The organism is Geobacillus sp. BMUD (assembly GCF_013096845.1).
Lineage (GTDB): Bacteria > Bacillota > Bacilli > Bacillales > Anoxybacillaceae > Geobacillus > Geobacillus vulcani.
Map to the genome: position 1 here is coordinate 14,502 of NZ_SDLA01000002.1, position 25,746 is coordinate 40,247.

Here is a 25,746-nt window from a genome sequence, read left to right on the forward strand (position 1 = left end):
ACCGCTCATCCAGGACAGCCCTTTTTGTTGGCCGTTCATACGAACTGAAACGGATCGGTGTGGACGCTAGAAGCGACCACTTCCGCCTCCCATTGACGTTTCGCGAGCTCAGTGGTCAAGTATCGGGCCACGCCTTCTTTCATGATTTTTTCTACATGATGTCCCGGATCAATGATGTGAAGGCCGAGCGCTTGGGCGTCATGGGCCGTGTGGTAATACACATCCCCTGTCACGTATACGTCCGCCCCAGCCGATGCAGCGGCAGCAACAAACTTATTCCCATCCCCGCCGAGCACCGCCACCGTTTGCACGAGATCATCCAGCCGGCCCACAACACGCACCGCCGGAACGGAAAACGCCGCTTTCACCTGCTCGGCAAAAGCGCCAAGCGTCACCGGCTGCGGCAGCCGGCCAATGCGCCCGAGCCCGAAGCGGCGGCCGTCGTTGTCAAGCGGATAAATATCATATGCCACTTCCTCATACGGATGAACAGCCAGCATCGCCTGAATCGCTTGCCGTTCCAGAGAGGCCGGCACGATCGTTTCGATGCGCACTTCTTCAACTTCCTCGAGCCGCCCTTGCTCACCGATAAACGGCCGCGCCCCTTCGTGCGGCAAAAACGTGCCAACACCGCGGCTGTTGAACGTACAATGGCTGTAGCGACCGATATGTCCGGCGCCAGCGTCGCCTAAGGCCTTCCGCACCACCTCAGCGTGCGTCACCGGCACATAAACAACGAGCTTTTTCAACGATTCGGTATACGTCGGCACAAGCACAGCCGTATCGTTCAATCCGAGCGCCTCGGCAAGCCAATCGTTCAGACCGCCATCGGCCACATCCAAATTCGTATGGGCGGCGTACACCGCAATGTCATGCTTGACGCACGCGGCAATCATCCGCCCGTGCCCACCATCAGTCAGCAGCTGCTTCAGCGGGCGGTACAGCGGCGGGTGGTGGGCGATGATTAAATCCACTTGTTGATCGATCGCTTCGACAACGACATCTTCAAGCACATCAAGGGCGACCATCACTTTTTTGACCGGCTTGTTCAGCGTCCCGATTTGCAGACCGATCCGATCCCCTTCCATCGCCAACTGTTTCGGAGCAAGCTGCTCAAGAAGCTGAATGATTTCATAGCCGTACGGAACGCGGCTCATAACAACGCCTCCTCCACCAATTGAACTTTTCTCTCCAGTTCATGCTTTTTCCGCTCAGCTGCTTCACTTTGCCCTTTGGCCGTCAAATCAGCGATGATCCGTTTCCAATTTTCAATCTCGCGCTTCCACTTTTCGCGGAACACCTCGCTGTTTTCCCGACGCAAAAACGGTCCAAGGAGCAGCTCCGCCTCGAGATGGCGATACGGCCGTCGGGGGGCGCCAGGCTCGGCGACGAGTACTTCATAAATGTGCTCATCTTCTTTCAAAATGCGCTCAGCCACGAGCTCCCACCCATGATCAAGAAGCCAACGGCGAACAAGTTCGGCACCGATATTCGGTTGCAAAATGAGCCGTTTGACACCGGCAAGCTTTTCCCTTCCGTCGCCCAAAATGCGGGCGATAAGCGCTCCACCCATGCCGGCGATCGTGATGCAGTTCACCTCCCCCGGGGCAAGGACCGAAAGCCCATCCCCTTTGCGCACGGAAATGAGATGAGAAAGCCCGGACTTCTCGACTTGCTGCTGAGCTGAGCGGAACGGCCCGTCCGCCACCTCGCCGGCAATGGCTTTTGATGCGTAGCCGTGCAAGCAGGCATAGCAAGGCAAATACGCATGATCCGACCCGATGTCAGCAAGCACCGCCCCTTTTGGAATGAATGAGGCGACCGTTTCCAGCCGTTTCGACAGGCGAAATTCGTTCATAGCACCGCAATGGCAACCAACCTTCGGCCACTTGCAGCGCGAAGGCGGTTCGCCTTCCCCTCCTTTCCTCTCCAACACCGCGCGCCTCTATTGTACTAAACAAAACATCCCCTTGCCAAAAAGCAAAGGGATGTTCACCATCCATTATTTTAAACCGGCGAGCCATTTCGCCATGGCATCGGCTTTATCCGCCGGCACAAGCCCTGGCGGCATGTTGCCGCGCCCGTGTTGGATGACGTCTTTAATTTGGTCCATCGACAGCCGTTGCCCGACCCCTTTCAACGATGGACCGACGCCGCCTTCATAGTTTTGGCCGTGACAGCCGGAGCACGTTTGTTGGTAAAATTGTTCTGGGTTGAATTCGGCCGTTTGTTCCGTTTTTTCGCCGCCTTTTTTCTCTTTGGCCATTTCCTTCGCATCGCCTAGCCCTTTAAACGACAAGACGAACGTCAGCACAATCCCGAATGCCATGATGATGAAAAACGGGATGAGTGGATTGCGGTTCATCTCTTTTACCTCCCTTATGTATAATGAAGAACGCTGCAAACAATTTTATTTTACTGTAAATAATGGACAAGGAAAAGCCCTAAGTTGCCGAAATGGCAACAACACGCCTCAGTGCCACCCGATGGCGGCGGCTACAAGCAACGCCCCGCTGACAGCGGCAAGCGAAAAGTAGCGAAGGTGAAGCAGACGGCCGACAACCAACCAGAGAGCACAGTTTCCGAGCACGACAGCTACTAGCGCACCCGTTTGCCTGGGAAAATACCGATCAACCTCAAAAATGGATGCCACAAGCAAAATCCAGGCGCTTCCGATGAGCGGGAAGTGAAGGAGTTCTCGCTTGTTCCGCCACCGCCAACAAAAGAACAAGCAGGCAGCCAAAAATAGGGCGAAAAGGAGCGTTTGCAAAACGAATGACAATTCAGTAAAATAAATGACAAGAGCAACGGCTGGAAGCAATAAACAGAGACCAGCGGCGAGCGAGCTGCGCCACCGTCGTCCGTGCGAACGGGCGTCTCCTTCCGTGTACAACGCGAGCAAATAGTCGCAATAATGTTCCGGCAGAAGGCGCGAACGTTTCCAATATTCAATTTCTTGGATGATCGTTTCCCGTCGTTGCCGATTCATAGATAGACAACCTTTCCCATAAAGAAAGAAAAAATAGTTTACTTCCGAAGAAGTAAACTATCGAACAAAACGGGTCACTCTAAAAAGTCTTTCAGCCGTTTGCTGCGGCTTGGATGGCGCAGCTTGCGCAACGCCTTGGCTTCAATTTGACGGATGCGTTCGCGCGTTACGCCGAACACTTTGCCGACTTCTTCGAGCGTCCGCGTCCGTCCGTCGTCAAGCCCGAAGCGGAGACGCAACACATTTTCCTCGCGATCCGTCAGCGTATCAAGCACATCTTCGAGCTGCTCTTTCAACAGCTCGTAAGCAGCGTGCTCGGATGGCGATGTCGCGTCTTGGTCTTCGATGAAATCGCCAAGATGCGAGTCATCTTCCTCGCCGATCGGCGTCTCGAGCGACACTGGTTCTTGGGCGATTTTCAAAATTTCCCGCACCTTTTCCGGCGTCAAATCCATTTCCTCGGCGATCTCTTCCGGCGTTGGTTCGCGCCCAAGGTCTTGGAGCAATTGCCGTTGGACGCGGATCAGTTTATTGATCGTTTCGACCATATGAACCGGGATGCGAATCGTCCGCGCCTGATCGGCAATCGCCCTTGTGATGGCTTGGCGGATCCACCACGTCGCATACGTGCTGAACTTGTAGCCTTTCCGATAGTCAAACTTTTCGACCGCCTTGATCAGCCCCATGTTCCCTTCTTGAATCAAATCAAGAAAGAGCATGCCGCGGCCGACATACCGTTTGGCGATGCTGACGACGAGGCGGAGGTTCGCTTCCGTCAGCCGGCGTTTCGCTTCTTCATCGCCTTGCTCGATCCGTTTCGCCAGCTCGATTTCTTCTTCCGCCGACAACAGCGGCACGCGGCCGATCTCCTTCAAGTACATGCGCACCGGGTCATTGATTTTGACGCCGGGAGGAACGGACAAGTCATTTAAGTCGAATTCTTCCTCTTTGGCCAAGTCGTCGATGTCCGGATCGGCCTCAAGGTCGGATTCGCTGATCACTTCAATGCCCTGCTCAGCGAGGTATTCATAATACTCATCCATCTGGTCAGAGTCCAAATCAAAGCCAGACAACCGCTCAGCGATTTCCTCGTAGGTGAGGATTCCCCGCTTTTTGCCGAGCTCAGCGAGTTGCTCTTTCACTTGTTCAAGCGATTCGCCGGCAGCTTCAGCCTGCTTTGATTGGGCTGGTTTTTCAGCCATTTCATTACCTCCTTTAAAAACTCATACCACCATGTTATGAAGAAGATAACATTTTTTTCATCTCAATCATCTCTTTCGCGATGCGGGCGGCCGTCAAAAAGTCCTTTCTTCGCTCCGCTTCCGTCTTTTCTTGCTCTTTTTCCTTTAGCATTAACCATTTCGGGTGATTCAACACATGCCGGATGCAATCGGCAAGCTCCCGCTCGGAAACGTCGTCTGCGACCAACAAAAGCGACAGCTCGCTCGCCAGCGTCCGCAACTCGCCGGGAAGACGAGACATGAGCGCGCTGGGGTCGGCTTCATGCCCCTCTTCGTAAAAGGCGTAAATGTAAGCAGCCAACGCCCGGTGCTCTTCGATATTAAATCGGCCGCCGACCTGCTCCTGAACAATGAACGCCACATCGCGGCTCCGCATCATATGGGCAAGCAGCAACCGCTCGGCATTTTGAAAGGCCGGAAGCAATTTTTTCGTCAATGCCGGCTGGAGCGGTTTTCTGCCGTCGTTCACCTGCAGCTTTGGCTGTTCCGGCTTGGAGCGGGACAGCTGTTCGTAAAGCGCCGAGAGCGACAACGAAAACTCATCTGCAAGCTGGCGCATATAATAATCTTTTTCCACCGGGCTCGACAGCTTGCTGATTTCACGGAGCGCTTCCTCGATATAACGGAGCCGGTCGCCTTCTTCCTGCAAATTTTTTCCCCGCCGCAAACGATCCATTTTAAACGCCATGAGCGGCCGGGCGGCGGCGATCTCTTCGGCAAAACGGTCGGCGCCGCAAGTGCGTATATATTCATCTGGATCCAGCCCGTCCGGGAGCAACGCTACCTTCACGCGGCACCCGAACGCACTCAATTGTTCGGCGGCGCGCGAGGCGGCTTCCGTTCCGGCGCTGTCGCCGTCATAGCAAATCGTGACCGTTTCCGCATGGCGGCGCAAAATGCGTGCCTGCTCCTCGGTCAGCGACGTTCCCATCGTTGCCACCACATAGTCAACGCCGGCCTGCACGGCAGAGATGACATCGGCAAACCCTTCAACGAGCAGCGCCTCTTGACGCTTGCGAATTGACACGCGCGCCTCGTGAAAAAAATACAAAAGCGTGCCTTTGCGGAAAATCGGCGTTTCTGGGCTGTTCATGTACTTTGGTTGCCCATCGCCGAGCAGACGGCCGGAAAAACCAACCGTCTCGCCGCGATGATCATGGATCGGAAACATAATCCGATTCCGGAAGCGGTCGACGTATCGCCCGTCTTCTTTTTTCACCAACAAGCCCGCCTTTTCCATCAACACCAACGGAAACGAACGGCTCTCCAGCAGCTTGACGGCGGCATCAGGAACATCGGGCGCATAGCCGATTTCAAATCGGTCGATCGTTTCTTTTGTCCACCCACGCACCTGCAAATAATCGAGCGCGGCTTGTCCTTCTTTTGTATGGACAAGCAAATGATGGTAAAATCGTTTCAACAACGTATGTGCTTCGACCATCGCCTTCGCCTCGTCGGCTCGGCTGCCATCACTCCCGCGGCTGTCCAGCTCATAGGCGGACAAGTCGATCCCTGCTTTGGCCGCAAGACGTTTCGCCGCTTCCACAAACGGAATGCCTTCGATCTCCATCAAAAACGTAAAGGCATTCCCCCCTGCCCCGCAGCCGAAGCAGTGGAAAATTTGCTTTTCTGGGGAAACGGAAAACGATGGCGTCTTTTCTCCATGAAATGGGCATAAGCCAAAATAGTTGCGGCCTTGCTTTTTCAACTGGACGTATTCGCCAATGATGTCAACGATGTCAACGCCGCGGCGGATGGCTTCAATCGTTTCCTCGGGAATGCGATGTCCCATACGAACAACCCCGTATCGTATTTATTCTCGGCAGCAAGCCGATTTTCCTTTCCATTTCGACAATTTTTTTCAAAACGTTCGTTTCGCCCCCTTGCCCGTAAAGTCAGCTGGCTTGACCATCCGCTTTCCGCCCCTCAGCCCACTGTCTGGACAACGATTCATCAAGGCGGTGCATCTCGAAGATGCGCTTCGGTATATTATATTTCAGCAAGAAAAAGAAAATTTCACTTTTTTCTTGACGATCGTATGCACCAGATGACCGTGCTCTCGAAGCAAGGGTTGCTTTACACCCCCTATTATTCTACACCATCGCAAAAAAATCCTGCTTTTTTGCCGAATGATTGACAACTTTGTCGAAAATCTTTTTTTCGTTCTTCTTGACAAGCGGCTATAAATAGTTTACTCGTCGCATGACCGCTCTAAACCTATATAGGTCATTTTTCTCGCAATTTTTTATTATAATATAAGTGGCGGCAATATGCCATAAGAAAACGCACGATTCCAAGCGAGAAATCGTGCGGATGAGGCGAAGCTAGCGCTTCAACTTTTTCATAATGATGCTCGCCGTCTCCTCGACCGCCTTGTTCGTCACATCGATGACGTCGCAACCGATTTTTTTCACCACTTCGTCGAAATAGGCGAGCTCCTCTTTGATTCGATCCATATTGGCGTAAATCGCCTGGTCGTTCAGGCCCAGCGATTTTAGCCGCTCGCGGCGGATCGAAAGCAGTTGATCCGGACTGATTTTCAAGCCGAAGCATTTTCCTGGACCCACTCGAAACAGCTGCTCCGGCGGCTCGACCTCTGGAACGATCGGCACATTCGCCACCTTCAGCCGCTTATGCGCCAAATATTGCGACAGCGGTGTTTTCGATGTACGCGATACGCCGATGAGCACGATATCGGCGCGCAAAATGCCGCGCGGGTCGCGCCCGTCATCGTACTTGACGGCAAATTCAATCGCTTCAATCTTTTTGAAGTAATCTTCGTCAAGTACGCGCACTTGACCCGGCTCATATCTTGGCGTCAGCTGGAACAAATGGCTCATCTTTTCAATGAGCGGACCGATGATATCGTAGGCGACGACCCCTTCGCGTGCCGCTTCGGCGAGCAAAAATTCCCGCATCTCCGGAACGACGAGCGTAAACGCGATAATGGCGCGGTTCATTTTCGCTAAGGCGACGACTTCAGCCAACGTCGTTTTATCTTCCACATATGGAACGCGTTTCACTTGAATCGGCGAGGCGTGAAACTGGCTGGCCGCCGCTTTGACGACAAGCTCGGCCGTTTCCCCGCCGGAGTCGGATACGACGTAAACAAGACGCTGGTTCATTCTTCTCCTCCTTTGTTTGGATTAGTCCTCTTTGGCTAGCGACACGAAGGCTTTCGTTATATTCGTTTTCGTAATACGGCCAATCACTTCATATCCTTTCTCCGTTTTGCGCACGACCGGCATGGCATCGATCTGTTTTTCAATCAGCTGTTCAGCTACGTCAATGAGCGGGTCGTCCTTGTAGCAAACGGCGATGTTCGGCATCCGCGTCATAATAATATTGACCGGAATCGCCGTCAGTTCCTGCTTGCCAAGGCTTGCGCGCAACAAATCTTTGCGCGACAGCACACCGGCAAGCAACGACTCGTCATCGACAACAAACAGCGTGCCGACGTCCTCTAGAAACATCGTGACGATCGCATCATAGACGCTCACATTTTCATTGACGACGACCGGAATCGATTGGTAATCCTCGACTTTCATCTTTTTCATTTTATCGGCGAACAACTGCTTGCCGGTTTTTCCCGTATAGAAATAGCCGACGCGCGGCCGCGCTTCCAAGTAGCCGGCCATGGTCAAGATGGCCAAGTCCGGCCGCAGCGTCGCCCTCGTCAAGTTCAGTTTCTCAGCGATGCTTTCCCCAGTGATCGGTCCGTAGTCTTTCACAATTTGCAAAATCTGCTCTTGGCGCTTATTTAGTTCGATCGTCGTTCACCACCTTGCCAAAAAAGGTCCCACACGCTATCACTTTTATATTATACTACACGCCCCATTCACAATGAAAATGATGCTCCTTGCCCTCCGTCAGGGCTGAGCTTGTCTTTCAGTTCACCGATTTGTTGCAAAAAACGCTTCGTCTTCAGCGACAGGCCGGCATATTCATCATAATAGGCGGACAATACGGCGCCCAGCTCCATCTTTGTCCTTTCTTTCACCGATATGGATCCAAGCCGAGCAAGATCGATATGAAAAAAGAGACGCAACAGCCGGGCGGAAGCCGGAGAGAGCGGGAACCGATGGGGATCGGACGTCTCGCAGCGATGGCAAAGGAAGCCCGCCTCCTTGACGGAAAACGCGAAGCGCCCCTCCGTCGCCCCGCAACGGGCACAACGGTCAAGCACAGGGGGGATGCCAAGAACCGCAAGCATTTTCATTTCGTAAATGAACGTCAAAATCTCTAAATCGCGGCCTTCGCTCATATATTGTAGTGTCTGCAAAAGAAGCTCAAACAAGTATGGATTGCGCTTTTGCTCTTCCATGCTTTTGTCGGTGAGCTCCACAATATACGCCGCATAGGCGGCGGCAAACAAATCTTCGCGCAGCGCCCGCATCGAGTCAATGAGCTCTCCCTGGTGAAGAACACCGACACCGCGGCTGCGGCGGATGACATAATGGCCGTATGAGAGCGGCTGCGTAACAGCAGAAAGGCGGCTGCTTGGCTTTTTCGCTCCCCTTGCCATCGCAGCCACCTTTCCCCATTCTCGGGTAAACAATGTGACAATTTTATTTGTTTCACCATAATCGACCGTTCGCATGACGATCGCTTCACACGTTTCGAACATCCCATCACCACCGCTTCTACCAACAACGATGCTACGAGATCGGTTGGTCGATTTCCTTCTGTTCAGCGTTTTGCTCTTCACCGCCAAACTGTTGCTCTCGTTCCAACTCTTTAAATAGGAGGTACGTGTCGATATTGCCTGTTTGGCTAAACAACTTCCACGTAAACTCAAGCATGGAATGACACCTCTTTCCGCCTGCAGGCATTGCGTATTGGTGGTTTACCTATAGGTTGGCTCAGGCAAAAACGGTTTATGTCGCGTAAAATTTTCTAACCGTCAATACTCGTCTTCACGGAATCCAAAATCACGCAGCTGCGCCAGACGGTTGCGCCAGTCTTTTTGCACTTTCACCCACAGTTCCAAAAACACTCTTGACCCAAGCAGCGCTTCGATGTCAGCGCGCGCCCGCTGTCCGATTTCCTTCAACATCCGGCCTTGCTTGCCGATGATGATTCCTTTTTGCGAATCGCGCTCCACAACGATCACCGCACTAATGTACACCGTTCCCGATCCTTCTCGCCGCTCGATGCGTTCGACGACGACAGCAATCGAGTGCGGAACTTCCTCGCGCGTTAAGTGAAGCGCTTTCTCGCGAATGAGCTCGGCGATGATAAACTGCTCCGGATGGTCAGTGATCTGGTCCGGCGGATAATATTGCGGCCCTTCCGGCAACCGTTCTTTAATTTGCTCCAGCAGGCGGTCGACATTGTTCCCTTCCAGCGCCGAAATCGGCACGATTTCAGCAAACGGGTACAAATCTTTGTATCGGTCAATGAGCGGCAACAATTCATCCGGATGGACGCGGTCGATCTTATTGATGACTAAAAACACCGGGGTATCCACTTCTTTCAGACGTTCGATGATGAACGCCTCGCCGCGCCCAAACCCTTCCTCGGCATTGACCATAAACAAAATCAAATCGACTTCGCGAAGCGCATTGAGCGCCACTTTCATCATAAAGTCGCCGAGCTTATGCTTCGGTTTATGCACCCCCGGGGTGTCAATAAAGATGATTTGCGCGTCATCGTCCGTGTACACGCCTTGAATCTTATTGCGCGTCGTTTGCGGTTTATCGCTCATAATCGCGATTTTTTGCCCGATGACACGGTTTAAAAACGTCGACTTTCCTACGTTTGGTCTTCCGATAATGGCAACGAATCCTGATTTGTATCCTTCTTTACGCATGCAAATCCTCCGCTGAAAAAGCTTCTGGCAACAATTCACTGACTGTCATGACTTTCACATCGCCTCTGAGGCTGGCTAAAATGACTTTCATATCGCCGGGGCAAAGTTCGGCGATCACTTGGCGGCATGCGCCGCAGGGCGGCACTGGACGGGGGGTGTCGGCAATGACCGCCAAAGCGGCAAATTCCCTTTCCCCTTCCGAATATGCCTTAAACAACGCGGTCCGCTCCGCACAATTGCACACGCTGTAGGCGGCGTTTTCAATGTTGCAGCCGCGGTACACGCTGCCGCCTTTCGTCAACAGCGCGGCGCCGACTGGAAACTTCGAGTACGGCACATAGGCGAGTTCGCGCGCTTTTTTCGCTTCGGCAATGAGTTGTTCAATCTCCACGAGTGACTCTTCCTTTCCTGCAAGCAAACGCTGCTTTCTTTTATTTTACAAAAAAACGCCATTCATTTCATCATTTGAAATCAAAATGTAACAGAAAAATTAGAATTTTCTCTCTTTCGTTTAGCGAAGATGCGGCCAAAACAACAAAATGCCGATCACAACCGCCAATCCGGCCGCCGCGAGCACCGCCGCGGCCGCGATGTCTTTCGCCGCCTTCGCCAATGGATGAAACTCACCCGTTGCCAAATCGACGGCGCGCTCAATAGCCGTGTTGACGAGCTCAAGCGCAATAACCGTGCCGACCACCATGAACAGCACGATCCACTCCCAGCGCGACAGCCCAACGACCCACCCGGCGGCAAAGGCGACAACAGCGGACGCCAAATGAAAGCGCAAATGAACTTCCTCTTTCACCGCCGCCTTCATTCCCGCCCACGCCCAAGCAAACCGGTCTCGCTCTCGTTTGCCGCGCATTATCTTGTCAACCCGAACCTCGCTAAGATGTCTTCCTGCTTGGCGAACATGACGCGCTCTTGCTCTTCTGTCTCATGATCGTAACCAAGCAGATGCAAAAAACCGTGCACAGCCAAAAACCCGAGCTCGCGCATAAACGAATGGCCATAGGCTGCCGCCTGCTCTTTCGCCTTCGGAATCGAAATGACGATATCGCCGAGCACCAGCGGCATATCAGCGCCGACGATGTGAACCTCTTCTTCTCCTTCCTCCTCAAGAGCAAACGAAAGCACATCGGTCGGCGCATCTTTGCCACGATAGTCGCGATTCATCGCGCGGATGCGTTCGTTGTCCACAAATGTGACGCTCACCTCCGCCCCGTCCGGCACGTTTTCAAGGGCCGCCGCCTCGCTGAGCAGCCGCTCGATCATCTCGATTTGCTCAGCGGTCACCTCGTTTGTTTCATCTAGAACATCAATGTGAATGGTCATGCATGCTTCACCTTTTCCTTTCGTACTTCTGGGTATTCGATGCGCGAATGGAAGACGCCGTTTAAAGTCTCGCAAAGCGAACGGGCGACGAGTTCCAACTCCTTCAGCGTAATGTCGCATTCGTTCAGCTGGTTGTCCTGCAAACGATCAGCGATGACCGATCGGACGATCTTCTCGATTTTTTCCTGCGACGGGTTGGATAGCGAGCGAACAGCCGCTTCGACGCTGTCGGCGATGTTGATGACCGCCGCTTCTTTCGTCTGCGGCTTCGGCCCAGGATAACGAAACTCCGCTTCCGAGACAAACTCGGTTTGCTCGCGCGCCTTATGATAAAAATACTTGAGCAACGTCGTGCCGTGGTGCTGTTCGGCGATGTCAATAATCTCCTTCGGCAGCCGGTGCTTGCGGAGCAAAGCGACGCCGTCGGCGACATGGGCGATAATAATATTTTTGCTCAACTGCGGCGACAAATGGTCATGTGGATTGCCGCCTATTTGGTTTTCGATGAAATAGCGCGGCCGCTTCGTCTTGCCGATGTCATGGTAGTAGCAGGCGACGCGCGCCAGCAAGCCGTCGGCGCCGATCGCCTCGCACGCCGCTTCGGCCAAATTGGCGACCATAATGCTATGATGGTACGTCCCCGGCGCTTCAGTGAGCAACTTGCGCAAGAGCGGATGGTTCGGATTGGACAGTTCAATGAGCCGAAGCGGCGACAAAATGCCGAACGCTGCCTCCAACACCGGCAAGAGACCGATCGTCAAAATGGCAGAAAAAACCCCTGAGGCCGCCGCCATCAGCACCAACAAACCGATTTCCGCCGGCGAATAGCGGCCGCTTTTTAACAGCAACAACGAAAAAAGCGAAACGATATTGACCGCGGCGACCAACACGCCGGCTCGCCAAATGTTCGCTTTCGCCAGCTCCTTCGGCAGACAAAACGCACCGGCCAAGCCGCCGGCAAGAAAGTAAACAATCAACGACACCGACACCGCGCCGGCTGTTCCCATTTCCTCATTGAACAACAAACTGCCGCATACTGCTCCGATGATGGCCGTCATCATCGCGAGCCGCTCTCCGAGCAAAATGCGGACGAGCATCGGCCCAAACGCCGCCGGCACAAGACAACCGATGGAAACAGCGCCGCTGGATGGCACAAGGCGAATGAGCGCCATTGTCGTCATCATCAACGTAAAAATGGCTGTATAAAGCGACAGTTTTTCATTCGTTGTTTCCGTCCGAAAATAGTACATGAGCGGAGCAAGCAGCAACAAAACGAACACCCCAAGCCCAGCGGCGGTCCAAGACGGACGCCCGCTCCCAAGCAAGCCGACCAGCTCGAGCCGGCGGTAAACATCATTCGTAATAAACTGTCCTTCCTCGACGATCACTTGCCCTTGCAAAATTTTCACCGGCTTCACTTCATCCATCGCCTGCCGCCGTTTTTCTTCCGTCGCCGCCCGATCGTAGACGACGTTCGGAATAACCGCCTGTCGGCAAAGCTTGGCGACCGCCTCGCGAAGCAGCGGCGACAGCGCAGCGTATTCAAGCTCTTTGGCCGCTTCCGCCCGCGCCGTGTCAAGTTCGGCTTGGGAAATGCGCTCGCTCATGACGGAATGCACCGCCGTTAAGGCGGCTTCCTTCGCCGTTTTGAGTTCCTCCGGCGAGGCGGCAAGCAACCGTTGCCATTCAGCGGCAGACAAATAGGCAAGCCATTCCGGCGGCAGCCGTTCCTCAAGTTTGGTCATCATATCGGCGAGCGGGCGATCCGGCTCCGCCTCGTGCTGCACGCTTTCAATCGCGGCAAACAGCGAGGAAAGAAGGGCGACCCGGTTTTCGGCATATTCTTTTTTTAACGTATAGACATCCGCTACTTTCGCCGCCGCCTCTTCTTTCAACTTGGCGGTCGCCTCTTTGTCCTCGACCGTCACCGGCGAACGAATCGTTTCCTTAGCGATATCAAACAGGCGCAGCTCATACTGGCGCGGCTTCACTTGCCAATATAAAACGGCAAACAACAGAACGGCCAAAAACAAAAACAGCCAAAAGCGGACAAAGCGGACTGTTTTTGTCCGCTCAAGAAAAAAACGAAACCTTCCCACCGGTTTTCCCCTCGCTTTGCAAGAAAAGGCCGATCCCGTCGCTCTCGTTCTATCTATAAGCCCGCCTCATCATAGGCGTCAATAATTTTCGCGACGAGCGGATGGCGAACAACATCCGTCTGTTCCAAAAACACAAAAGCAATGCCGCCAATGGAAGACAAAATGCGCTTGGCGACCGAAAGCCCCGATTCGACGCCCTTCGGCAAGTCGACTTGGGAAATATCGCCGGTAATGACCATTTTCGAGCCGAAGCCGAGCCGGGTCAAAAACATTTTCATTTGCGCTGGCGTCGTATTTTGCGCCTCGTCAAGGATGACGAACGCATCGTCCAGCGTCCGGCCGCGCATGTAGGCGAGCGGAGCGATCTCAATCGTGCCGCGCTCAATCAACCTCTGCGTATACTCCGCTCCCAACACATCGTTTAAGGCATCATACAGCGGGCGCAAATACGGGTCAACCTTCTCTTTTAAGTCGCCTGGCAAAAAGCCGAGGCTTTCTCCGGCCTCGACAGCCGGACGAGTCAAAATGATGCGCTTGACGCTGCCGCTTTTTAACGCCTTGACTGCCATGACGACCGCCAAGTATGTTTTTCCGGTGCCGGCTGGACCGATGCCGAATGTCAAGTCGTACTGTTCAATTGCCGCAACATAATAGCGCTGGCCCAACGTTTTGACGCGGATCGGCTTCCCTTTGGCATTTTTTGTAATTTCTTCGTCATACAGCTGAACAAGACCGTCAAGCGCTCCTTTTTTCGCAAGCTGAATGGCGTAAAGAACGTCGCGCTCGCTGACCGCCGCCCCTTTGCGAATGACGATCAATAAATGGCGAAGCAATTCATCAACGAGCTGAACTTGCTGCGGCGTGCCAGAGACGTTGACTGTTTCCCCGCGCGTCACAATCGACACGCCGAGCTCTTTCTCGATCCGCTTTAAATGGATGTCATGGACGCCAAAGAGCGCCGCCGCTTCCTGCGGGTTTCGCACATGTTGGCTGATCGTAACAAACTGCTCTGACATTCTCAATCTCCTTGGACGATGGGTTGTGGTACAGCAATATTTTCGATGACTTCGTAATGCAATTCTACCCTTACTTTACCATTCTCTTTCGCCTGATGCAAAACTTTTTCGCCGCGAATGGCGGCCTCCTCCGGCAATTTCGCCCGCAGTTCGCGGCGGGCGATCTCTTTTGCTTCCGCGAACGCTTCTTCCCACGTGTAGCGCCGCTTCACTTCTTCCGCCTCGCGGATCGTGATTCGTTCGTAATAGAGCGGCAAGTCCCATTTCCAAAAACGAAATGGCCGTTTTTCTGTCTCAACGATGGTATGGGCAAACACCGGCTTCTTCCATCCCCAAACAGGAATCAAAAAGCGCCCGATTCCGATATAATGCCGTTCAGTGAACTTGCCGGTCAACACATGAAACGTCGTCTCGAGCGGCAGGACGACCGTAGACTTGTACCATGTTTCGCCAAACACTTTCCCTGACGCCGGCACAAACTTCGTCCTCCCTTCCGCGCCGATGATGCCAGAAACAAGCAGTTGGCCTTTTTGCACATAGTCGTTGACGGAAACGAGCGGTTGTCCTTCTTCAACGAACAAATCAGCGATGACCGCCTCTTTTTTGGCCACGAGATGACGTGGCGGAATCGGTTTTTTCGGCTCCGGAATCTCTTTTTCAACGACGCGGAAGCGAAGCGATGTCCCTTCCCACTCAACGCCGACCCACGTGATGTCCGGAACGCGTTCCGTCAGCTTTTTTTGCATTGTCTCCGGGGCATCAAGCAGAAACTGAAATGCGCCGCGCTCGACCCCCATTCGCTTCAACTCGCGGGCGATTTGATGCTCCGTCTCCGGAGCCGCCCCGTCGATTTCGATCTTCCAAACGATGTTCGAAAGCAAAAACACAATCGCTATAAAAAGAAGCAAGCCGAGCCAAAACCCGCTGTTCCGCCAGGCCCGCCGCCAAAAAAACGGCAGCCCGGTTCTCCCGACAAACGAAAGTTTGCATTCGCTTTGCCGGGCGACATGGCGCAGCCGTTTCACGTCGCTGAGCTTAATGAAAAACGTCGCGGTATCCGCGCTATGCTTTTTCACGTTCCAGACGGCAATCCCTTGGCGGACGCAGGCGTTGATCAACCGTTCGATCCCTTTCCCTCTCGCTTTGACCCGCACGCTGCCGGCGAGCGTGTCGACCCATTCGTTTTTCATCCCCGTTCCTCCTCGCTATTCATCTATATAAACGACTTGGTTGATTTTCCCTTCCAACAAAATTTCTTCCGGTAAAATCGTTTTAATGACAAACTGTTCGCCGCGGACAACGAGCTGTCCGTTCCGCAGCAAAAGGCGGAGCTCTTTATCGCTGAACGCAAGCAGCCCGCGGTGGTTTTCAATGTAAATATGTATGTGTCCAACCATCGTAATGCGGGGCAGATCCATCATAATGTCGGCGGGAAGTTCAAGCTTTTCCGCCATCCACCGCTTCATCTGCTGGCGCCATTTTTTCACCATCAAAAAGAACCCCCTTTCATCTCATATGTATGAGACAAAAGGGGGTTCTAGCACCGCTTTTCAAAAACAACGGGCCCGCCTGCCGGCAAGGCCCATTGCATTTATGACAGCTGTTGTTGGACCAGTCGGTTGACGAGCGAACCATCCGCCCTTCCTTTCACTTTCGGCATGATTGCGCCCATCACTTTTCCCATATCCGCTTTCGAAGAGGCGCCGACTTCCTTGATCGTCTGCTCGATCAATTCGCGCAGCTCGTCCTCCGTCAGCGGCTTTGGCATATACGATTGAACGATTTCAATTTCGGTTTTCACTTTCTCGACAAGATCTGAACGGCCAGCGTTTTCAAATTCGTGGAGGGAGTCTTTACGCTGTTTCAGTTCGCGAGAAAGAACCGTCAGCTCTTCGTCTTCCGAGAGCGGGCTTTTGCCGAGCTTGATCGCTTCGTTTTGCAGCGCCGCTTTCAGCATCCGGAGAACAGACAGTTTTTCTTTCTCCTTGTTTTTCATCGCTTGCTTCATATCGTCATTCAAACGATCGAGAAGACTCACCGATTATACACCCTCTTTAATGCATGCTCTTAGTGCTTGCGCTTTCTAGCCGCCTCAGATTTTTTCTTCCGTCTGACGCTTGGCTTTTCATAAAATTCGCGCTTTCTCACTTCTTGCAAAGTGCCCGTTTTCGAAACGGCACGCTTAAAGCGACGAAGAGCGTCGTCGATCGACTCATTTTTGCGAACGATCGTTTTGGACATCCTGCTTCCCTCCCTCCGAACAACAACCATTGCATATTGTACTTGTCAATTATAATACATGCTGACAGAAAAGGTCAATAAAAAAAGCAACGGCATCCTGCCGGCCGCCTCTTCCCCACGCTGAAAAAATGGTCATTACGTGCGGACAAGGCTCATACATATTAAGATGAAAGGGGGGCGCCCATGGCATCATTTGTCATGCTGTTCGCCATTTACACCGCTTTGTTCCTTCTTGGCATGTTTATGATGAAAGCCGGACTTTACACGTTGTCCGGCCATCGGTTGAAACAGTGGCTCATGCGCTTTACCGCCACACCGCTGCAAGGATTTGTCGCCGGTTTGGCGACAACCGCTCTCTTGCAAAGCAGCTCAGCGGTGATGGTGATGACAGTCGGCCTTGTCGCCGCCGGCTACTTATCGTTCCGCCAATCGATCGGCATCATTTTAGGCAGCAACATTGGCTCGACGGTCACGACCGAGCTGATGACGCTCGATATCGGTGATGGCGCCATCCCACTTCTTGTCAGCGGCGCGCTGCTTGTTTTTTTCGGCCGTCATCGCCTTGTTCTCGGCATCGGCATGACCGCCGTCGGTCTCGCCGCTGTGCTGTTTGCCATGGACGGCTTTGGCAGCCTCGCTAAACCGCTTGCCGCCCACCCGTTCGTTGATGCATGGCTTAAAGAAACAAACCGATCCATCGCTGCCGGCCTTCTTGTCGGCATTGTCCTTACTGCTCTCGTTCACTCGAGCGCGGCAACAATCGGCATCGCCATGGGATTTTTAAACGAACAGCTGTTGACGCTGCCCGCGGCAATTGCGATGTTGCTTGGCGCCAACATCGGTACGTGCATCACCGGACTTTTGGCTTCGATCGGCTCCAGCAAGGAGGCCCAGCTGACCGCCTACACCCATCTATGGCTGAACGTCGCCGGCGCCGCCTTGTTCGCCTTTTGGACCGAGCCGCTCGCCCGTCTCGCCGCCGGGCTCAGCCCAGCGCCTGATGTGCAGCTCGCTCATGTGAGCGTTTTGTTCAACGTCATTTGCTCAGTGGCCGCCCTGCCATTTGTCCGCGCCATCGAAAGGGCCATTCTGTTTTTGCATGACCGAAACCGGGTTTAGTAGTCAGCGCGGCCCGTTCCGCCGGTGACGATCGCCACTCCAGAGCTTGTGCCAATGCGCGTCGCGCCGGCATTGATCATCGCTTCAGCGGTTTTCCGATCGCGGACGCCGCCTGACGCTTTGACGCCTGCTCTATCGCCGACCGTTTTTCGCATCAGCGCAACATCCTCGACCGTCGCGCCTCCGCCGGAAAACCCGGTTGACGTTTTCACATAATCAGCGCCGGCTTTCACCGCAAGCCGGCAAGCGCGCACCTTTTCTTCATCGGTCAAAAGCGCCGTTTCAATAATCACTTTGACAAGCGCCCTGCCAGCCGATGCTTCGACAACTGCCCGGATATCGCGCTCGACAAGATCATCGTCCCCACTTTTTAACGCGCCAATGTTGATCACCATGTCGACTTCGCGAGCGCCGTTTTCAATGGCGTTGTTCGTTTCAAACGCCTTTGTTTCCGGCGTTGTTGCCCCAAGCGGAAAGCCGATGACCGTGCAGACTCGGACATCCGTGCCGGAAAGCTCGCGCGCCGCCGTCTTCACCCATGTCGGGTTGACGCACACGGAAGCGAAACCGTATTGCTTCGCTTCTTGGCATAATTGAACGATCTGTTCTTCCGTTGCATCCGGCTTAAGCAGCGTATGATCGATCAGTTTGGCCATGTTCACCGTCATGAGAATTTGCTCCTTTCTGCCATTTACACGAAAAGGTCTGACGTCTATCATCATACCATGACGCCAAGGCAAAAACTAGCCATCACCCGTATGGTCCCCGAAAAAAACAGAAAAAACCCAGCGGTCAGGCTGGGTTATGAGCCCACTTTGGCTGGCGGACCATCTCATCGAGCACCACGCGGACGAACTCCCCTTCATTGTAGGGGTAGCCGGCTTTCGTGATCTTCACTTTGACAAGCTCGCCAACCATATCCTCCGTCGCTGGAAAGCGGACTTTCAAATAGTTGTCTGTATAGCCGACGTACAACTCCGGCCGCTCTTTGTCGCGCTCTTCCGGAATGACTTCGAGCACTTGCCCTTCAAAACGAGAGGCGTACTCTTTCGCCAGCTGGTCAGAAAGGGCGATGAGACGGCGGACGCGATCATGCTTCGTTTCTTCGTCAATTTGATTCGGCATGCGCGCTGCCGGCGTGCCGGTCCGCTTCGAGTACGGGAAGACGTGAAGCTCCGAAAACCGTTGCTCGCGAATAAAGTTGTACGTCTCCATGAATTCCTCTTCCGTCTCGCCTGGAAAGCCGACGATGACGTCAGAGGTGACTGCCAATTCCGGAAACACCTCACGCAGCCGGGCGAGCCGCTCTGCGTAAAACTCCACCGTATATTTGCGGCGCATCCGCTTGAGCACCGTATTCGACCCAGACTGAAGCGGAATGTGCAAATGGCGGACAATTTTCTCTGAACGCTTCAAGACGTCAATCACTTCATCGGTGATTTGGCTCGCTTCGATCGACGAAATGCGGAGCCGCTTCAGCCCCGGCACTTGCTCATCCAAATCGCGCAACAAGGCGGCAAAGTTATAGTCTTTCAGATCGGTGCCATAACCGCCTGTATGAATGCCGGTCAGAACGATTTCTTTATAGCCGGCGGCAACCAGCTGGCGCGCCTGGCGGATGATTTCCTGCGGATCGCGTGAACGCATTAAACCGCGGGCCCACGGGATGATGCAGAACGTGCAAAAGTTGTTGCACCCTTCTTGGATTTTCAGCGACGCCCGCGTCCGATCAGTGAATTCCGGCACATCTATCTCCTCAAAAACACGCGTTTTCATAATGTTGTGAACAGCGTTGATCGGCTGGCGTTCGCGTTGAAACTGTTCCACATAGTCCAAAATTTTATGCCGGTCTTGCGTGCCGATGACAATATCAACCCCCGGAATGGCCATGACCTCAGCCGGCGATGTTTGTGCATAGCAACCGGTCACGCAGACGACGGCGTCCGGATTGCGGCGCACCGCACGGCGGATGACTTGACGGCTTTTTTTGTCGCCGGTGTTCGTCACCGTGCACGTGTTGATGACGTACACATCCGCGCGGCTTTCAAACTCTGTTCGCTCGTATCCCGCCTTTTTAAACAGCTGCCAAATCGCTTCGGTTTCGTAATGATTGACTTTGCAGCCCAATGTATGAAAAGCCACTGTTGGCATGTTATTCACCTCGCTCTGCCCCCGCTTGGTGACCAGCAGGGAGGAATTTGTCCATTTTCCTTCTCGCCCTAGTTTCGGTTGAACCACCGCCTGCATGCCAACGTTCTGGCGCAAGCGAATATGCAGGGGACAACCGTCAGGACGCGAAACGGTCCATTATCGCCCACGCGCCGCTTCTTCGCCTTGTGCGCGCAGCTCCCATTCATAGGAAGCGGCGGCAAGCAAATAGAGCGGCGCCGTTTCGGTGCGCAAAATACGCGGGCCGAGGCTGCATGGCACAAAGCCGTGTTGCTCGAGTCGTTCCGCTTCTTCCGGGCTGAACCCGCCCTCCGGCCCAAAGACCGCCAGCAGCGCGCCACCCGGACGGAGGCGGGAAAGAAGCGCCGGAAGTCCAGCATGCCGGTCGTCCCGCGCCTCTTTTTCGTAGGCAAACAAGCGAACATCGACCGTTTCGCCAAAGGCAAGAAGCTCGGCAAACGAAAGCGGGGCCCGCACGTCCGGCACTGCCGTTCGTTCAGCCTGCTCAGCTGCTTCTTTCGCGATTTTTTTCCACCGCTCGACTTTTTTCTCCGCTTTTTTCACGTCCCATTTCACAACCGAGCGGGCGGCTTCGAACGGAAGAAACCCGGCGGCGCCGAGCTCTGTTCCTTTTTGGATGACGAGCTCCCATTTTTCGCCTCTCGGAAGCCCTTGGGCGATGTAAATGCGCACCGGCAGCTCGCTTTGCTCCTCTTTCCATTGTACAATACGGGCTTGCACATGCTCATTGGCAATTTGTTCAATTTCGCACACCGCTGCGCGGCCGTCGGGAAAGACGCAAACGATCCCATCCCCCGGCTTCATGCGCATGACGCGGGCGATATGATGGGCGTCATCGCCGCTGATCGCGACGATCCCGCCTTGTTGCGCCTGGCTGGAAACGAAATAGCGCTGCACAGCCATCCCTTCTTTGCTTATGGTTTGCAGGCGACAACCGCCACCCAATCTTCTCTCACGTTGATTTCCTCAATGGCAAAGCCGGCGGCAAGCAACCCGTCTTGGACGTCCTGCTTTTTCGCCTGAATGATGCCGGACGTGATGAAGCGTCCGCCTGGCTTTAACAACCGGTAGGCGTCATCGGTAAAGCGCAAAATGATTTCCGCTAAAATGTTGGCAACGATCACATCAGCCGGTTCCTCGATATGGTCGAGCAAATTGTTTTGTGAGACCGTTACGATATGCTGCACCTTATTGAGCTTCACGTTCAGCCGCGCGCTGTCGACCGCCACCGGATCCAGATCGAGCGCCCGCACCGATCGAGCGCCAAGCATCGCCGCGGCGATGCTTAAAATGCCGGAGCCGGTGCCGACGTCAATGACATGATCGCCGGGCCGCACGTACTTTTCGAGCGCCTGCAGGCACATGACCGTCGTCGGGTGCGTGCCGGTCCCAAACGCCATGCCGGGATCCATTTCAATGATCAGCTCATCACTAGACGCTGGCTCGTACGTTTCCCACGTCGGCACAATCGTAAACTTTTCCGACACTTTCACCGGGTGATAATGCTTTTTCCATGCCGTTGCCCATTCCTCTTCGTTCACTTCGCTCAATGTAATTTTATTTTTGCCAAGGTCAATATCATACAGCCATAAATTGTTAATCGCCTGCTTAATTTGTTCGACCGTTTCGCCAAGAAAGCTGTTGACGGGCAAATATGCCTTAATGACCACCCCTTCTTCCGGATAGTCGTCCGGGTTGAGTTCGACGATTTCGCCGTACCAGTCGTCCCGTTCTTTGACCAAATCGTACGGGTCTTCGATGACGACTCCGCCGGCGCCCGCTTCATGCAAAATGTTCGAAATCGCCTCGACCGCCTCATGCGTCGTGTGAATGCTGATTTCTGACCATTTCATCGCGCTTACGCTTCTCCTTTAAACGCCTTTTTGACTTTCTCAAAAAAACGTCCGTGCGGCCCGTCGTGCATCGTATCTCCGCCGAGCCGATCAAACTCGCGCAACAGCTGCTTTTGTTTTTCGGTCAGCTTCGTCGGCGTCACAACGCGGACGATGACGTGCTGATCGCCTTGGCCGTAGCCGCGCACGTTCGGCACCCCTTTTCCCTTCAAGCGGAAGCGCGTGCCCGTTTGCGTGCCGGCTGGGATTTTCAGCTTTACAGGGCCATGAAGCGTCGGCACTTCAATTTCATCGCCAAGCGCCGCTTGGGCGAACGACAGCGGCACTTCGCAATAAATATCGTCACCGTCGCGTTGGAAAAACTCATGCGGTTCGACGCGGAAGACGATGTACAAATCCCCCGGCGGCCCGCCGTTGACCCCCGGCTCCCCTTGACCGGCGACGCGCAGCTGCTGCCCGTCGTCGACACCGGCTGGAATTTTGACATGAATTTTTTTCCTCCGTTTGACGCGCCCCGTGCCGCCGCACGTTGGGCATTTCTCCGGAATGTACCGGCCTGTGCCGCCGCAGACGGGACATGTTCGGCGATTGACGATGCGGCCAAACGGCGTTGTTTGTTCGCTTGTCACTTGCCCGCTGCCGTGGCAATGCGGACAAGACGTCGGGCTTGTACCCGGTCTTGCACCGCTGCCTTGGCACGTGTCGCACGTCTCTTCCCTCGGAATTTCAATTTCTGTTTCTTTTCCGAACGCCGCTTCTTCAAACGTAAGCGTCATCATATACTCGACATCCGCGCCTTTGCGCGGACCGCTCGCCCGCCGACGCGGACCGGCGCCGAAAAACGTTTCAAAAATATCTTCAAAGCCGCCAAAGCCGCTAAAACCGCCGAAATCAAATCCGCCGCCTTGAAATCCGCCGCCAAACGTTTCGTTCGGGTCGGCATGGCCGAAGCGGTCGTAGCGGGCCCGCTTTTCATCATCGCTCAGCACTTCGTACGCCTCTTTAATTTCCTTAAACTTCTCCGCGGCATCCGGGGCTTTGTTCACATCTGGATGATACTGCTTCGAAAGCTTTCGATACGCTTTTTTGATCTCGTCTTTCGTCGCGTTTTTACTGACGCCGAGAATCTCGTAATAATCGCGCTTCGCCATCGTTGATCATCCACTCCCGATTCACTCACATAAATTTAATTTTATCATTTCCCTCTGCAGCAAGGCAATATGTCAATGCTAGAAAAAAAGTCAAAGCCAAGGCAGGCCTGACTTTGACTTTCGGTTGCATTATTTATCGTCGTTCACTTCTTCAAACTCGGCGTCCACCACATTGTCTTTATTATTGGCAGAGCCAGCTTGCGATCCTGCGCTTTGCGCCTGTTTCGCCGCTTGTTCATACAGCTTGATCGATAGTTGTTGCACCGCTTCTTGCAGCGCATCCTTTTTCTTGCGGATGTCCTCGATGTCATTTTTCTCAAGCGCTGCTTTCAACGCATCTTTCGCCTCTTGCGCCTTCTTGATGTCATCGGCGCTGACTTTTCCTTCGACCTCTTTGATCGTTTTTTCAGTCATGAAAATGAGCTGGTCGGCTTCGTTGCGCAACTCGGCGGCTTCTTTCCGCTTCCGGTCGGCTTCGGCATTTTCTTCCGCTTCTTTAATCATGCGCTGAATTTCTTCTTCCGACAGGCCGGACGACGATTTGATCGTAATCGACTGCTCTTTGTTCGTTCCTAAATCTTTGGCGCGCACGTGAACGATGCCGTTGGCGTCAATATCAAACGTCACTTCAATCTGCGGCACGCCGCGCGGCGCCGGCGGAATGCCGGTCAGCTGGAAGCGGCCGAGCGATTTATTGTCCGCCGCCATCGGGCGCTCGCCTTGCAAGACGTGAATGTCAACCGTCGTCTGGTTGTCGGCTGCCGTTGTGAACACTTGCGATTTGCTTGTCGGAATCGTCGTGTTTCGTTCAATGAGCTTCGTGAACACGCCGCCCATTGTCTCGATGCCAAGCGACAGCGGCGTGACGTCGAGCAAGACGACATCCTTCACTTCGCCGGCGATCACCCCGCCTTGGATGGCCGCACCGATCGCCACGACTTCATCCGGGTTGACGCCTTTGTGCGGCTCTTTGCCAAGTTCGCGCTTGATCGCTTCTTGGACGGCCGGAATGCGCGTCGAACCGCCGACCAAAATGACTTTATCAATATCCGCTGGCGTCAAGCCGGCGTCTTGCAACGCCTGGCGAACCGGTCCCATCGTCCGCTCGACGAGGTGGGCCGACAATTCTTCAAACTTGGCGCGGGTGAGCGTCGTCTCAAGGTGGAGCGGACCGTTTTCGTTCGCGCTGATAAACGGCAGCGAAATTTGCGTCTGCGTCACCCCAGACAGCTCTTTTTTCGCTTTTTCCGCCGCATCTTTTAAACGCTGGAGCGCCATTTTGTCTTTTGACAAATCGATGCCGTGCTCTTGCTTGAACTGATTGACCAAATAATCGATGATCACTTGATCAAAGTCGTCGCCGCCCAAATGGTTGTCGCCGGCGGTCGCCTTCACTTCAAACACGCCATCGCCAAGCTCCAGAATCGAGACGTCAAACGTCCCGCCCCCTAAGTCATAGACGAGAATCGTTTGGTCTTCTTCTTTATCCAAACCGTAAGCAAGCGCCGCGGCCGTCGGCTCGTTGATGATGCGTTCGACTTGCAAGCCGGCGATGCGGCCGGCGTCTTTCGTCGCTTGGCGCTGCGCATCGTTGAAATAGGCCGGCACCGTGATGACCGCGCGCGTCACCGGCTCACCCAAATAGTCTTCGGCGTACGACTTCAAGTATTGCAAAATGATGGCTGAAATTTCTTGCGGCGTATATTGCTTCCCTTCAATTTCGACTTTGTAATCCGTCCCCATATGGCGCTTGATCGAGATGATCGTGTTCGGGTTCGTGATCGCTTGCCGTTTGGCGACTTCGCCGACGAGGCGTTCACCGTTTTTAAACGCAACGACCGACGGGGTCGTGCGGTTTCCTTCTGGATTCGGAATGACTTTCACTTCGCCGCCTTCTAACACGGCGACGCAAGAGTTCGTCGTTCCTAAGTCGATGCCGATAATTTTGCTCATCGCTTATCACCCTCCATTTCTATTATTGGCTCACTTTGACCATGGCGGGTCGCAACACACGGTCTTTCAGCTTATAGCCTTTTTGCAGCTCCTCAACGACCGTGTTCGGCTCATAGCCTTCCGCTTCCGCCTGCATGACGGCTTGATGCAAATAAGGGTCAAACGGCTTTCCAACCGCCTCGATCGCCTCGACGCCTTCTTTCTTCAAGGCATCAACAAGCGACCGGTACACCATTTCCATCCCTTGCAAAATCGATTTCGCCTGTTCGTTGTCCGTCTCTATTTTCAACGCGCGTTCAAAGTTGTCAAGCACCGGAAGCAAATCGCTCGCCAAGCTTTGGGCGCGGTATTTTTCCGCTGCTTCCATCTCCTGGCGCGTCCGGCGGCGGAAGTTTTCAAAATCGGCGTACAGGCGGAGATACCGGTGTTCCATCTCTGAAAGCTTCGCTTCCAATTCAGCGATCTGCGCCTTGGCCGCCGCCAACTCCTCGGCTGTTGGCGCTTTTTCCATCGGCTCCGCCGCTTCCTCCCTATCGGCTTGTTCGCCTGCCTCTCCAAGCGGAGCGCCGTCTAATTCCTCCTCGAGCTGCGGGGCGGATTCTTCCTCGATCGCTTGCTCCCGCTCCGGCTCATCGTATGTAGCCTGTTCCATCACTTGTTTTTCTCCTTGTTCCATCGCTTTCACCTCCCTGCCCGGGCTCTTCCCTTTTATGTATCCATGGCCACAAGGAAAGGATGGATACACGA

At 54.0% G+C, this 25,746-nt stretch carries 28 protein-coding genes; 1 reads left to right on the top strand and 27 read right to left on the bottom strand.

What is annotated here, in order from left to right; translation table 11 throughout:
* Positions 1–35: 35 nt before the first annotated feature.
* The 20 genes from ETC05_RS03840 to rpsU form a co-directional block, all read right to left on the bottom strand.
* Positions 36–1,157: a Nif3-like dinuclear metal center hexameric protein gene (locus tag ETC05_RS03840; RefSeq protein WP_171660420.1), complete on the bottom strand. Its 1,122-nt coding sequence runs from the start codon at positions 1,155–1,157 to the stop codon at positions 36–38.
* Positions 1,154–1,858 carry a tRNA (adenine(22)-N(1))-methyltransferase gene (locus ETC05_RS03845; RefSeq protein ID WP_171660421.1) on the bottom strand — a complete coding sequence of 235 codons (705 nt, stop codon included), beginning with the start codon at positions 1,856–1,858 and terminating at the stop codon, positions 1,154–1,156. The genes ETC05_RS03840 and ETC05_RS03845 overlap by 4 nt, the downstream gene beginning before the upstream one ends.
* A 144-nt stretch (positions 1,859–2,002) precedes the next feature.
* Positions 2,003–2,365 (bottom strand): cytochrome c550, encoded by a 363-nt coding sequence (cccA, locus tag ETC05_RS03850; RefSeq protein ID WP_011231960.1) that lies wholly within the window; start codon positions 2,363–2,365, stop codon positions 2,003–2,005.
* Between the two features lie 108 nt (positions 2,366–2,473).
* Complete coding sequence (locus ETC05_RS03855) at positions 2,474–2,989, bottom strand: hypothetical protein (protein ID WP_171660422.1); 516 nt, start codon at positions 2,987–2,989, stop codon at positions 2,474–2,476.
* A 74-nt stretch (positions 2,990–3,063) separates the two neighbouring features.
* Positions 3,064–4,191: an RNA polymerase sigma factor RpoD gene (gene rpoD / locus ETC05_RS03860; protein ID WP_011231962.1), complete on the bottom strand. Its 1,128-nt coding sequence runs from the start codon at positions 4,189–4,191 to the stop codon at positions 3,064–3,066.
* A gap of 34 nt (positions 4,192–4,225) precedes the next feature.
* Positions 4,226–6,022, bottom strand: coding sequence for a DNA primase (dnaG, locus tag ETC05_RS03865; protein ID WP_031408202.1), 1,797 nt, complete (start codon positions 6,020–6,022; stop codon positions 4,226–4,228).
* A 532-nt stretch (positions 6,023–6,554) separates the two neighbouring features.
* Entirely contained in the window at positions 6,555–7,355 is an 801-nt protein-coding gene (locus ETC05_RS03870; RefSeq protein ID WP_031408200.1) for a pyruvate, water dikinase regulatory protein, read from the bottom strand.
* A gap of 21 nt (positions 7,356–7,376) precedes the next feature.
* Entirely contained in the window at positions 7,377–8,000 is a 624-nt protein-coding gene (gene ccpN, locus ETC05_RS03875; protein ID WP_272945229.1) for a transcriptional regulator CcpN, read from the bottom strand.
* Between the two features lie 68 nt (positions 8,001–8,068).
* Entirely contained in the window at positions 8,069–8,857 is a 789-nt protein-coding gene (gene recO / locus ETC05_RS03880; RefSeq protein ID WP_031408198.1) for a DNA repair protein RecO, read from the bottom strand.
* A gap of 31 nt (positions 8,858–8,888) precedes the next feature.
* Positions 8,889–9,032 (bottom strand): YqzL family protein, encoded by a 144-nt coding sequence (locus ETC05_RS03885; protein WP_011231967.1) that lies wholly within the window; start codon positions 9,030–9,032, stop codon positions 8,889–8,891.
* Positions 9,033–9,133: 101 nt separating this feature from the next.
* On the bottom strand, positions 9,134–10,042 hold the full coding sequence (gene era / locus ETC05_RS03890) for a GTPase Era (protein ID WP_031408196.1): 909 nt from the start codon (positions 10,040–10,042) through the stop codon (positions 9,134–9,136).
* Entirely contained in the window at positions 10,035–10,433 is a 399-nt protein-coding gene (locus ETC05_RS03895; protein ID WP_031408194.1) for a cytidine deaminase, read from the bottom strand. Before ETC05_RS03895 ends, era begins: the two co-directional genes overlap by 8 nt.
* Before the next feature lie 120 nt (positions 10,434–10,553).
* Positions 10,554–10,907 carry a diacylglycerol kinase family protein gene (locus ETC05_RS03900; protein ID WP_031408192.1) on the bottom strand — a complete coding sequence of 118 codons (354 nt, stop codon included), beginning with the start codon at positions 10,905–10,907 and terminating at the stop codon, positions 10,554–10,556.
* A complete protein-coding gene (gene ybeY / locus ETC05_RS03905; RefSeq protein WP_031408190.1) occupies positions 10,907–11,377 on the bottom strand; it encodes an rRNA maturation RNase YbeY in 471 nt (156 codons plus the stop codon). Before ybeY ends, ETC05_RS03900 begins: the two co-directional genes overlap by 1 nt.
* Positions 11,374–13,476: an HD family phosphohydrolase gene (locus ETC05_RS03910; RefSeq protein WP_031408188.1), complete on the bottom strand. Its 2,103-nt coding sequence runs from the start codon at positions 13,474–13,476 to the stop codon at positions 11,374–11,376. Before ETC05_RS03910 ends, ybeY begins: the two co-directional genes overlap by 4 nt.
* Before the next feature lie 53 nt (positions 13,477–13,529).
* Positions 13,530–14,492, bottom strand: coding sequence for a PhoH family protein (locus tag ETC05_RS03915; protein WP_031408186.1), 963 nt, complete (start codon positions 14,490–14,492; stop codon positions 13,530–13,532).
* Positions 14,493–14,494: 2 nt separating this feature from the next.
* The gene (gene yqfD / locus ETC05_RS03920) at positions 14,495–15,682 is read right to left on the bottom strand and encodes a sporulation protein YqfD (RefSeq protein WP_031408184.1); all 1,188 of its coding nucleotides are present in this window, start codon (positions 15,680–15,682) and stop codon (positions 14,495–14,497) included.
* A gap of 15 nt (positions 15,683–15,697) precedes the next feature.
* Positions 15,698–15,982: a sporulation protein YqfC gene (yqfC, locus tag ETC05_RS03925; protein WP_031408182.1), complete on the bottom strand. Its 285-nt coding sequence runs from the start codon at positions 15,980–15,982 to the stop codon at positions 15,698–15,700.
* A 101-nt stretch (positions 15,983–16,083) separates the two neighbouring features.
* Positions 16,084–16,530 (bottom strand): GatB/YqeY domain-containing protein, encoded by a 447-nt coding sequence (locus ETC05_RS03930; protein ID WP_031408180.1) that lies wholly within the window; start codon positions 16,528–16,530, stop codon positions 16,084–16,086.
* 29 nt (positions 16,531–16,559) lie between these two features.
* Positions 16,560–16,733: a 30S ribosomal protein S21 gene (rpsU, locus tag ETC05_RS03935; RefSeq protein ID WP_008879912.1), complete on the bottom strand. Its 174-nt coding sequence runs from the start codon at positions 16,731–16,733 to the stop codon at positions 16,560–16,562.
* A 183-nt stretch (positions 16,734–16,916) separates the two neighbouring features.
* Between rpsU and ETC05_RS03940 the strand changes: the two genes are divergently transcribed.
* Positions 16,917–17,852 carry a Na/Pi symporter gene (locus tag ETC05_RS03940; protein ID WP_031408177.1) on the top strand — a complete coding sequence of 312 codons (936 nt, stop codon included), beginning with the start codon at positions 16,917–16,919 and terminating at the stop codon, positions 17,850–17,852.
* Here the strand turns inward: ETC05_RS03940 and deoC are convergent.
* The 7 genes from deoC to grpE all read right to left on the bottom strand — a co-directional run bounded on the left by deoC (position 17,849) and on the right by grpE (position 25,675).
* Positions 17,849–18,520, bottom strand: a complete 672-nt coding sequence (gene deoC / locus ETC05_RS03945; protein ID WP_031408175.1) for a deoxyribose-phosphate aldolase — start codon at positions 18,518–18,520, stop codon at positions 17,849–17,851. The genes ETC05_RS03940 and deoC overlap by 4 nt on opposite strands.
* Positions 18,521–18,644: 124 nt before the next feature.
* The gene (gene mtaB, locus ETC05_RS03950) at positions 18,645–20,003 is read right to left on the bottom strand and encodes a tRNA (N(6)-L-threonylcarbamoyladenosine(37)-C(2))-methylthiotransferase MtaB (RefSeq protein WP_031408174.1); all 1,359 of its coding nucleotides are present in this window, start codon (positions 20,001–20,003) and stop codon (positions 18,645–18,647) included.
* Between the two features lie 156 nt (positions 20,004–20,159).
* Entirely contained in the window at positions 20,160–20,939 is a 780-nt protein-coding gene (locus tag ETC05_RS03955) for a 16S rRNA (uracil(1498)-N(3))-methyltransferase (protein WP_031408172.1), read from the bottom strand.
* Between the two features lie 17 nt (positions 20,940–20,956).
* Entirely contained in the window at positions 20,957–21,895 is a 939-nt protein-coding gene (prmA, locus tag ETC05_RS03960) for a 50S ribosomal protein L11 methyltransferase (protein WP_031408170.1), read from the bottom strand.
* A 5-nt stretch (positions 21,896–21,900) separates the two neighbouring features.
* Positions 21,901–23,046, bottom strand: a complete 1,146-nt coding sequence (gene dnaJ, locus ETC05_RS03965) for a molecular chaperone DnaJ (protein WP_171660423.1) — start codon at positions 23,044–23,046, stop codon at positions 21,901–21,903.
* Positions 23,047–23,175: 129 nt separating this feature from the next.
* Positions 23,176–24,999 (bottom strand): molecular chaperone DnaK, encoded by a 1,824-nt coding sequence (gene dnaK / locus ETC05_RS03970; RefSeq protein ID WP_031408166.1) that lies wholly within the window; start codon positions 24,997–24,999, stop codon positions 23,176–23,178.
* 22 nt (positions 25,000–25,021) lie between these two features.
* On the bottom strand, positions 25,022–25,675 hold the full coding sequence (grpE, locus tag ETC05_RS03975; protein ID WP_171660424.1) for a nucleotide exchange factor GrpE: 654 nt from the start codon (positions 25,673–25,675) through the stop codon (positions 25,022–25,024).
* Positions 25,676–25,746 lie beyond the last annotated feature (71 nt).